Source organism: Halomonas sp. N3-2A (assembly GCF_002216165.1).
In the GTDB taxonomy this organism is placed as follows: Bacteria; Pseudomonadota; Gammaproteobacteria; order Pseudomonadales; family Halomonadaceae; genus Vreelandella.
Genome location: NZ_CP022286.1, coordinates 4,255,995 through 4,265,729, shown reverse-complemented (window position 1 = coordinate 4,265,729; position 9,735 = coordinate 4,255,995). Strand labels below are relative to the sequence as shown.

Annotated in this window: 3 protein-coding genes and 1 pseudogene; 1 reads left to right on the top strand and 3 read right to left on the bottom strand. The window is 52.6% G+C overall.

What is annotated here, in order from left to right; genetic code table 11:
* The 3 genes and pseudogenes from CEK60_RS19870 to CEK60_RS19860 all read right to left on the bottom strand — a co-directional run.
* Positions 1-4,587 (bottom strand): annotated as a pseudogene (locus CEK60_RS19870) (hypothetical protein); the annotation flags it as partial.
* A gap of 61 nt (positions 4,588-4,648) precedes the next feature.
* Positions 4,649-6,508 carry a TolC family outer membrane protein gene (locus CEK60_RS19865; protein ID WP_232471413.1) on the bottom strand — a complete coding sequence of 620 codons (1,860 nt, stop codon included), beginning with the start codon at positions 6,506-6,508 and terminating at the stop codon, positions 4,649-4,651.
* 803 nt (positions 6,509-7,311) lie between these two features.
* On the bottom strand, positions 7,312-8,166 hold the full coding sequence (locus CEK60_RS19860) for a response regulator transcription factor (protein WP_198361397.1): 855 nt from the start codon (positions 8,164-8,166) through the stop codon (positions 7,312-7,314).
* Positions 8,167-8,801: 635 nt separating this feature from the next.
* On the opposite strand from CEK60_RS19860, the gene paaX reads away from it, so the two are divergent.
* Complete coding sequence (paaX, locus tag CEK60_RS19855; protein WP_089040475.1) at positions 8,802-9,728, top strand: phenylacetic acid degradation operon negative regulatory protein PaaX; 927 nt, start codon at positions 8,802-8,804, stop codon at positions 9,726-9,728.
* Positions 9,729-9,735: the final 7 nt, after the last annotated feature.

Sequence of the window (9,735 nt, the reverse complement as noted above, 5' to 3'; positions counted from 1 at the left end):
GCGCTCGTCGAGGACGTTGCCATCCTTGTCGGTGACCACCAAGGTATCGCCGACTTCGGTACCCTCTTGCAGGGTGACCTGGGCGGTGACCGTGCCGTCGTCGCCGATCTCATCCTGGCTGTAAGTGCCGTCATCGCCGCTACCGGTCAGCTCAACCGTGACCGCGGGCGGTACGTTGTCCACCGGTTTCTTATCATCGTCGCTGGCGGTATTGCCCGCTGGATCAGTGACCGTGGCAGTCACGCTGACGTCGGGGTCGCCCGGCGATACCGGGACCTCGACGCTGACGCCGTTGTCCAGGTCGTCCTGGGTGACTTCGCGCTCGTCGAGGACGTTGCCGTCCTTGTCGGTGACCACCAAGGTATCGCCGACTTCGGTGCCGTCTTGCAGGGTGACGTCAGCGGTGACAGTGCCGTCGTCGCCGATCTCATCCTGGCTGTAGGTGCCGTCGTCGCCGCTGCCGGTCAGTTCAACCGTGACCGCGGGCGGTACGTTGTCTACCGGCTTCTGATCGTCGTCGCTGGCGGTATTGCCGGCTGGGTCGGTGACCGTGGCGGTCACGCTAACCTCGGTGTCGCCCGGCGAGACCGGGACTTCGACGTTAACGCCGTTGTCCAGATCGTCCTGGGTCACCGTGCGCTCGTCGAGGACGTTGCCGTTCTTGTCGGTCACCACCAAGGTATCGCCTACCTGGGTGCCGTCTTCCAGGGTGACCTGGGCGGTGACCGTGCCGTCGTCGCCGATCTCATCCTGGTTGTAGGTGCCGTCATCGCCGCTGCCGGTCAGCTCAACCGTGACCGCGGGCGGCACACTGTCCACTGGCTTTTGATCGTCGTCGCTGCTGGAATTGCCCGCCGGATCAGTGACCGTGGCGGTCACGGTGACGTCGGTGTCGCCTTCAGCAACCGGGACCTCGACGCTGACGCCGTTGTCCAGATCGTCCTGGGTGACCTCACGCTCGTCGAGGACGTTGCCGTCCTTGTCGGTGACCACCAAGGTATCGCCTACCTCGGTGCCCTCTTCCAGGGTGACCTGGGCGGTGACGGTGCCATCCTCGCCGATCTCATCCTGGTTGTAGGTGCCGTCATCGCCGCTGCCGGTCAGCTCAACGCTCACTGCGGGCGGCACGTTGTCCACCGGCTTCTGATCGTCGTCGCTGGCGGTATTGCCGGTCGGGTCGGTGACCGTGGCGGTCACGCTGACATCGGTGTCGCCTTCGGCAACCGGTACCTCGACGCTGACGCCGTTGTCCAGGTCGTCCTGGGTCACCGTGCGCTCGTCGAGGACGTTGCCGTTCTTGTCAGTGACCACCAAGGTATCACCTACCTCGGTGCCGTCTTGCAAGGTGACTTCAGCGGTAACGGTGCCGTCGTCGCCGATCTCGTCCTGGCTGTAGGTGCCGTCGTCGCCGCTGCCGGTCAGCTCAACCGTGACCGCGGGCGGTACGTTGTCCACCGGTTTCTTATCATCGTCGCTGGCGGTATTGCCCGCTGGATCAGTGACCGTGGCGGTGACGCTAACCTCGGTGTCGCCCGGCGAGACCGGGACCTCGACGCTGACGCCGTTGTCCAGATCGTCTTGGGTGACTTCGCGCTCGTCGAGGACGTTGCCATCCTTGTCGGTGACCACCAAGGTATCGCCGACTTCGGTACCCTCTTGCAGGGTGACCTGGGCGGTGACCGTGCCGTCGTCGCCGATCTCATCCTGGCTGTAAGTGCCGTCATCGCCGCTACCGGTCAGCTCAACCGTGACCGCGGGCGGTACGTTGTCCACCGGTTTCTTATCATCGTCGCTGGCGGTATTGCCCGCTGGATCAGTGACCGTGGCAGTCACGCTGACGTCGGGGTCGCCCGGCGATACCGGGACCTCGACGCTGACGCCGTTGTCCAGGTCGTCCTGGGTGACTTCGCGCTCGTCGAGGACGTTGCCATCCTTGTCGGTCACCGTCAGGGTGTCGCCTACTTCGGTACCCTCTTCCAGGGTGACCTGAGCGGTGACGGTGCCGTCTTCACCAATCTCATCCTGGCTGTAGGTGCCGTCATCGCCGCTACCGGTCAGCTCGACCGAGACTGCGGGTGGTACGTTATCCACCGGCTCAATTGGCTTGCTGTCGTCGTCACTGTTGGAATTACCCGCTGGGTCGGTGACCGTGGCGGTCACACTGACATCGGTGTCGCCTTCGGCAACTGGCACTTCCACCGTAACGCCGTTGTCCAGATCGTCCTGGGTGACCGGACGATTAAGCAGTTCATTACCGTCTTTGTCGGTCACCGTCAGGGTGTCGCCTACTTCGGTGCCGTCTTCCAGGGTGACCTGGGCGGTAACGGTGCCGTCGTCGCCGATCTCGTCCTGGCTGTAGGTGCCGTCATCGCCGCTGCCGGTCAGCTCGACCGAGACAGTCGGCGGTACGTCATCGATCGGCTCAATTGGCTTGCTGTCGTCGTCACTGCTGGAATTACCCGCGGGGTCGGTGACCGTGGCGGTCACGCTGACGTCGGTGTCGCCCGGCGAGACCGGGACTTCCACCGTAACGCCGTTGTCCAGGTCGTCCTGGGTGACTTCTCGCTCGTCGAGGACGTTGCCATCCTTGTCGGTCACCGTCAGGGTGTCGCCTACCTGGGTACCCTCTTCCAGGGTGACTTCAGCGGTGACGGTGCCGTCGTCGCCGATCTCGTCCTGGCTGTAGGTGCCGTCGTCGCCGCTGCCGGTCAACTCGACCGAGACAGTCGGCGGTACGTCATCGATCGGCTCAATTGGCTTGCTGTCGTCGTCGCTGTTGGAATTACCCGCTGGGTCGGTGACCGTGGCGGTCACGCTGACATCGGTGTCGCCTTCGGCAACCGGTACTTCCACCGTAACGCCGTTGTCCAGGTCGTCCTGGGTCACCGGACGATTAAGCAGTTCATTACCATCTTTGTCGGTAACCACCAAGGTATCGCCTACCTGGGTGCCGTCTTCCAGGGTGACTTCAGCGGTGACGGTGCCGTCGTCGCCGATCTCATCCTGGCTGTAGGTGTCGTCATCGCCGCTGCCAATCAGCTCGACAGATACTGCAGGGGCTTCATTGTCCTGTGGCGGCTCATCGTTAGCCACCGGTTTTGTGTCACTATCGCTAGACGAGTTACCTGCAGGATCAGTCACTGTGGCGGTCACGCTAACGTCAGTATCGCCTTCGGTAACCGGCACCTCAACCGTGACGCCATTATCCAGGTCGTCTTGAGTTACTTCTCCGTCAAAGAGGACATTGCCGTCCTTGTCGGTGACCGTCAGTGTGTCGCCCACTTCGGTGCCGTCTTCCAGAGTGACCTGGGCGGTAACGGTGCCATCTTCACCAATCTCGTCCTGGCTGTAGATGCCGTCGTCGCCGCTGCCGGTCAACTCGACCGAGACAGTCGGCGGTACGTCATCGATCGGCTCAATTGGCTTGCTGTCGTCGTCGCTGCTGGAATTACCCGCTGGGTCGGTGACCGTGGCGGTCACACTGACATCGGTGTCGCCTTCGGCAACCGGTACTTCCACCGTAACGCCGTTGTCCAAGTCGTCTTGTGTAATCGGACGATTAAGCAGTTCATTACCGTCTTTGTCGGTAACCACCAAGGTATCGCCTACCTGGGTGCCGTCTTCCAGGGTGACTTCAGCGGTGACGGTGCCGTTTTCACCAATCTCATCCTGGCTGTACGTGCCGTCATCGCCGCTGCCAATCAGCTCGACAGATACCGCAGGGGCTTCATTGTCCTCTGGCGGCTCATCGTTAGCCACCGGTTTTGTGTCACTATCGCTAGACGAGTCACCTGCAGGATCAGTCACTGTGGCGGTCACGCTGACGTCGGTGTCGCCTTCGGCAACCGGCACCTCAACCGTGACGCCATTATCCAGGTCGTCCTGGGTGACCGGGCGATTAAGCAGTTCATTACCGTCTTTGTCGGTAACAATCAGAGTGTCGCCTACCTGGGTGCCCTCTCCCAGAGTGATCTGGGCGGTAACGGTGCCATCTTCACCAATCTCATCCTGGCTATAGATGCCGTCATCATTAGCGCCTTCTAACTCAACTCTCACCTCCAAAGCTGACGTTCTAGGCTCAAAACTTTCGCTAGTCCCTCCCCAACCGTTAAGGCGATAAAGAGGCTCATCACCCCGCTCGTAGTTATAAGCGTACGCAAGAGGCGGCAACGGCAGCTCAATGCGCTCAAGCATTACAAACGTTAACCCGTCTTTACTAATAATGGGCGCGGAAGACGAACCCTGCGATGGGGGATCGTTATCAAACTGTGCAATGAGCTGTTCTTCTAGCTGTTCTTCGGCTTTTAATGCTTTCTCTGCTTCTAATGCCTTCTCTGCTTCAGAAAAACGCATGTCTTCATCAGGCTCTGCGCTACGCAGAACAATGTCTGAATGAGAAAGCTCAATACCAGATGGCAACTGAAGTGTCATACCTTGAGGCGTAGAGACAATTACGCTTGCATTGGCATCCGTAATGATTGTCTCGCCGGGTTGAACGGTATCACCTTCACGTAACTCTCTTATGTTTCCATTGCTATCACGAACCCACGCGTTGCCTGAGATTGCTTCAATGATGACGGTTTCCATCGTTTCCCCCCAAAGATCCTATGAAGGCTCCAACATTCGAAGGAGCCTTTTGAACAAGTGCTTAGCTGTTTGAAATATCTAGCGTTATCTCAACGCGCCGATTTTCTCGACGGCCGTCAACAGTCGCATTAGAAGCAACCGGTTGGCGGGAGCCATAACCACGCACTTGCACAATATTTGGATCAATCCCCTGTTCGATGAGGTATTCAGCGACGTTAAGAGCACGCTGTTCAGAGAGGGAAGCATTTAATGCATTAGTACCGCTGCTATCAGTATGGCCAGAAACAACCACCTGATTTACCGAAGGCATTTGATGAATTTTTTGAGCAAATGAGGACAACTCAGCATGTGCTCCTGAGTTAAGTTCGGCACTACCCGTTGTAAACAGTGCATCGGCTGATAGCACCATATCGGGTGTAGATGCGGGGGCTTGTGTGTTCCCGTAGCTATTAGTTAGTTCGGCTAATGAGGGAGTGGCAAGATGAGTGGCTGGGCAGATGGCATCTGGGTTGATACTGACACCATTACTACCAAGCTCATTAAGCGTAGGCGTTCCTTCACGTACAACGTCGAGGGTCAACATCAGTTGCCCCATAGACGCCAGCGTGCGTGCATCCGCCTCTAGCACATTATGCTTAGCATTTACGTAGGCACGACTTGCTTCAAAGTACTCATTTTCACTGTCAAGAACATCTAACAGCGTACGCTCGCCAATATCGAACTGCTGCTGGTAAGCACTTCGAACACGGTCACTGGATAACCGATGCTGATTAATATAATTCAGCTGTTCACGCAATTGGCGAGAATCATTAAAAGCGATTTGCGTCGTTTGACGAATATTATGGCAAACATTCTCACGCTGATTAACCGCTTGCTCAATTCGATCACCTGCAGCGCGGAATGATGCCATATCGCTTCCACCACGATATAAATTCATGCTGGCTACTAGTTCTATACTGTGGCGATCCTGGCTACCGCGAGGAATAGGAGTACTGTCAGTATTATCGTAAGTGCCCGTACGCCCTTGCAGATCTAAGCGAGGCTGGAAAGCAGCGCGAGTAGCATCTTGTTGCGCACGGCTGGCTTCAATATTTTCAATGGCTGCGTGGAATTCAGGATTACCCTCAAAAGCAAGATTAACTGCCTCAGTCACAGATGGAGGCAAGTCATCTTCAAATCCTGGCATAGGCGCTAAACTGTCTGTTGGTAATTGGCCGACAATTCGCAAATACCGCGCAGAAACATCATGCAAGTTAGACGCTTCCGTCATCAGGTTAGACTCAGCTAATGCTAAGCGACCTGTGATCTGCTCTAAATCAACGCCTCTGCCAGCGCCATTCTGAACCCTCTCTTCGATTTGTTGATAAACACGTTGATGCTGACGGTAGTTTTCCTGAGCCAAGCGAACCAGTTCGCGATAACGTTCCACATCTAGATAGGCTTGCACTGCTTCTAATGCGACGTTCTCACTGGCACCTAACAACTCGTAATAACTAACCAGCTTGGCGCGATCTAGCCGTTCAACTTCATTACGAGTCGCAAATCCATCCCAAATCATCTGGTTAAGCGTTAACTCAGCAAAACTGGTTGAATAGCTACCGACTCCATCTACTTCACGGTCAGCCCGCCCCACACCAGCGGTTGCATCAATAGAGGGCAGGTAGTTTCCACGTGCTACATCAACATCATGCTCAGCCGCCTGCAGCTCATTCCATGCTGCTTTTACCTGGGGGTTGTACTCAATAGCAGTTTTGACAACATCAGCCACATTGTTTGCAATAGCAGATTGCTGTGAAGAGGCTGGTGATTCTTGCGCACATACGCCGCTCACCATGAGTGACAGAGCAATGGTTACCAGCCCCTGCTTTGCCAGCATAAGTGACATGGGGTTGAGCTTGAAGGTCGACATACGTTGAAACATTCCCTTATTCCTGCAAAAAATTAGTTAGAAATCAGTAATATAGCTAATTCAAATAAAGTATTAGCTAATTTAAATTCAGCGAACTTTATCACTAACTAATCAATGACTCTTTTGATAAAAGGCAATAACATTTGCAGGAGTGAATTATTACTAATAACAAAAATAAAAAACTGTTAACGCTGATAAAAAACAAAACCCATGACAACCAAATAAAAATTAAAAAAACAAGGATTTAAGTTACTTAAGCATCCGAATCCACAGAGCTAGCTTTTTCTCAAATAAAACCCTATCAATGATGATCACAGCTAAAACCATGAAATGCTATTTATAAAAACAATCACTTAGTCGCCACTTTTATTCATTTTCTAGCCACATTTCTAGCTTATGCAGCCGCTGCTACCGACTTACACAACGCTAAAAACGGAGCAATGGAGAAAAACTAACGAAAAAAATATTTACATGAAGCACCCTGCCAATACTCCCCCCTTTGGTTACATACAACGTTGAGCAATACTGACAGCCACTCGATGGTAAGGTGGCTAGAGATACGTTTGAGCACAATAGATGCATGGCTGATTGAACCGTGGCCTACACCCCGAAATTAACGCCTGGCTAGCACTTTGACAAACAACTGATTTAATTGACATATAGGTTGCCAACGCCCGTAAAGCAGACCGAGCTAAAAAAATAGGTGGCCTTGCTAAATGCGGAGGCTTTAGAGCAATTAGCGCTGTTCTTGATCCTTCATGTTAGAGGGGGGCCAAATCTGACAACATTAAGCCATTAATAAAACAATTTGCTTCTCACTGATACTCTTTAATTGGTCTCTTAATTGGCGAAGGATACTGATTTTTAAACTTCATAGGCGATGTTCCAAATCTTTCTTTAAATGCCGTTGAAAAGTTCGCACTGCTACTAAACCCTACGTGAGCGGCTATAGCACTAACAGAAAGGTGGGTATTAGACAAAAGTTCACGCGCTTCATTCATACGTATTTCGCGAAGGTACTCATATACAGTCATACCCACCATCTCTTTAAAAGCGGCATTAAGACGTTTTGCATTAGTACCCACTAAGCGCGCCAGCTCCTGTAGGCTCGGAGCATCAGATAGAGAGTTCAGCAAATGAACCCGAGCACTGTGATAAAGAATATTGTTAATAGGGTTAGCTTGTTCGCCATCTAGACGCACTTCATCAAGGTCATTATAAGCAGACGCTTTTTGCGGCACCCGATTACGTAGATGAATTGCCATGCGTAATTTAACCTCATCAAATAAATAAGGTTTATGAATGTAATCTACAGCACCTACTAGTAATCCTTGAACACGCTTCTCGGGTTCTGAGTAGGCTGAAAGGAAAATAACCGGAACGTTTTCGGTAAAAGGATCATTTGCTAGTACTTTACACGCCGCATAACCATCACACTCTGGCATTTCTACGTCCATCAGGATTAAGTCCGGCAATAAAAGACGCGCTTTGTGAATACCATCGATGCCATCTTGGGCATGAAAGACTCGGCAGCCCTGATGCAAAAGATACGAAGAAATCAGCATACGATCCGCCTCGGCATCGTCAACGACCAGAATTTTTTTCCCCGCTAGATTATCCATATCCACGCCGCCGCCAAACAAGTGTTGAGTGTTTACAATTTTACTCATGTGTTAATGTTTTTTTACTCATCAATAGCTGAAAAGCCATATAAGCAACAAAAACAATGCCTGCTAGAAAACAAAAAACCTCTCTAGAAAAGAGGCGATATGCTAGTGCACCAAACAAAATCAGCGAAATGTTAAATAATGATTCTAATTAGCCACGCAGGTCACATACTTTTCCCGCTTCGAGCCAAGCGATGGAATCATACACTTTATAACTATTAAAAAAAGTTAAACTTCTCAATAAAACTAGACACTAACGCTCATACAAAGCTAACCCCCACTAATCAATCAATCGCCAAAAATCGCACAACAAACCAACACTTAAGAGAAACAAGAAAACCATTAATTAAAATGTATTAAAACCACCCCGCTGATCACTTCAAAAACAACAAGACAATCACCTTCGCTTTTTAAAGCTTAGTAAACTATTTAAACTATTTTTATATTTTCAAAAAAGCATGCACAGCTCTATCAGGACATTTAACCCAACAACCTTCACGACACCAAAGTATTATTCATAAATCACTGGCAGCGACGCAGGCCAAATCACAAAAAAACGTGATACGATAATCTTCTATAAAAGCTATATTTTCTGTCGTTTTGCGACAACTTCATCGTCAAGGGAATCAACACTCACCATGTCGTCAGCTACAGACTGCGTCGCTACGCTTATTGATGACTTCCAGAAGCGTCGGCCTATTCGCGCCGGCTCTCTAATTATTACTGTCTATGGCGACTCTATCGTTCCGCGGGGCGGTACTGTATGGCTCGGCAGTCTATCGAAACTGGTGGAGCCCATTGGTATCAATGAGCGGCTGGTGCGCACATCGGTTTACCGGCTGACCCATGAAACCTGGCTACGCGGTGAAAAGGTCGGGCGTCGCAGCTACTACCGGCTGAGTGGCCCTGGACGGCGTCGTTTTGAACAAGCCTTTAAGCGCGTCTATCACGGCGCCCAGCCTCCCTGGTCGGGCCAGTGGACATTGGCGCTGCTGACGCAATTACCTGCAGATCGACGCCAGCAGATTCGTGATGAGCTTGAATGGCTCGGTTTTGGTAGTTTCGCTCAGGGCGTGCTGGCGCATCCCACGCTGTCATGCGCGGAAACCATGGTGGCTTTGCAAGAGCTTGATGCGGCAGACGACACGATCGTAATGCAAACCCAGACCATGGAGCCCATGACCAGTAAGCCGCTGCGCCTGCAGGTCAGAGATAGCTGGAACCTCGACGAACTCGCCGAGCTATATCAGCGTTTTCTGGTTAAGTTTCGCCCACTGTGGAATGCACTCAACGCAGAGAACCATTTAGGGCAGGAAGAGTGCTTCATTGCCCGTACCTTACTGATTCATGAGTATCGTAAGGTTCAACTACGCGACCCCCTGCTGCCTGACGAACTACTCCCTACGGCGTGGGAAGGTCGCTACGCCCATCAGCTCTGCCGCAACCTCTATCGGTTGCTCTACGAACGCGCAGAACGCTGGCTGGACCGGCACCTAGAAACCGCCGAGGGCCCATTACCAGCCCCTGGCCCCAGCTTCTACCAACGCTTCGGTGGGTTGGAATGAACGCTTT

Bases quoted from the DNA above. Each gene is read 5' to 3' on its own strand.
- CEK60_RS19865 (WP_232471413.1), bottom strand. From the start codon at position 6,508: ATGTTTCAACGTATGTCGACCTTCAAGCTCAACCCCATGTCACTTATG.
- CEK60_RS19860 (WP_198361397.1), bottom strand. From the start codon at position 8,166: ATGAGTAAAATTGTAAACACTCAACACTTGTTTGGCGGCGGCGTGGAT.
- paaX (WP_089040475.1), top strand. From the start codon at position 8,802: ATGTCGTCAGCTACAGACTGCGTCGCTACGCTTATTGATGACTTCCAG.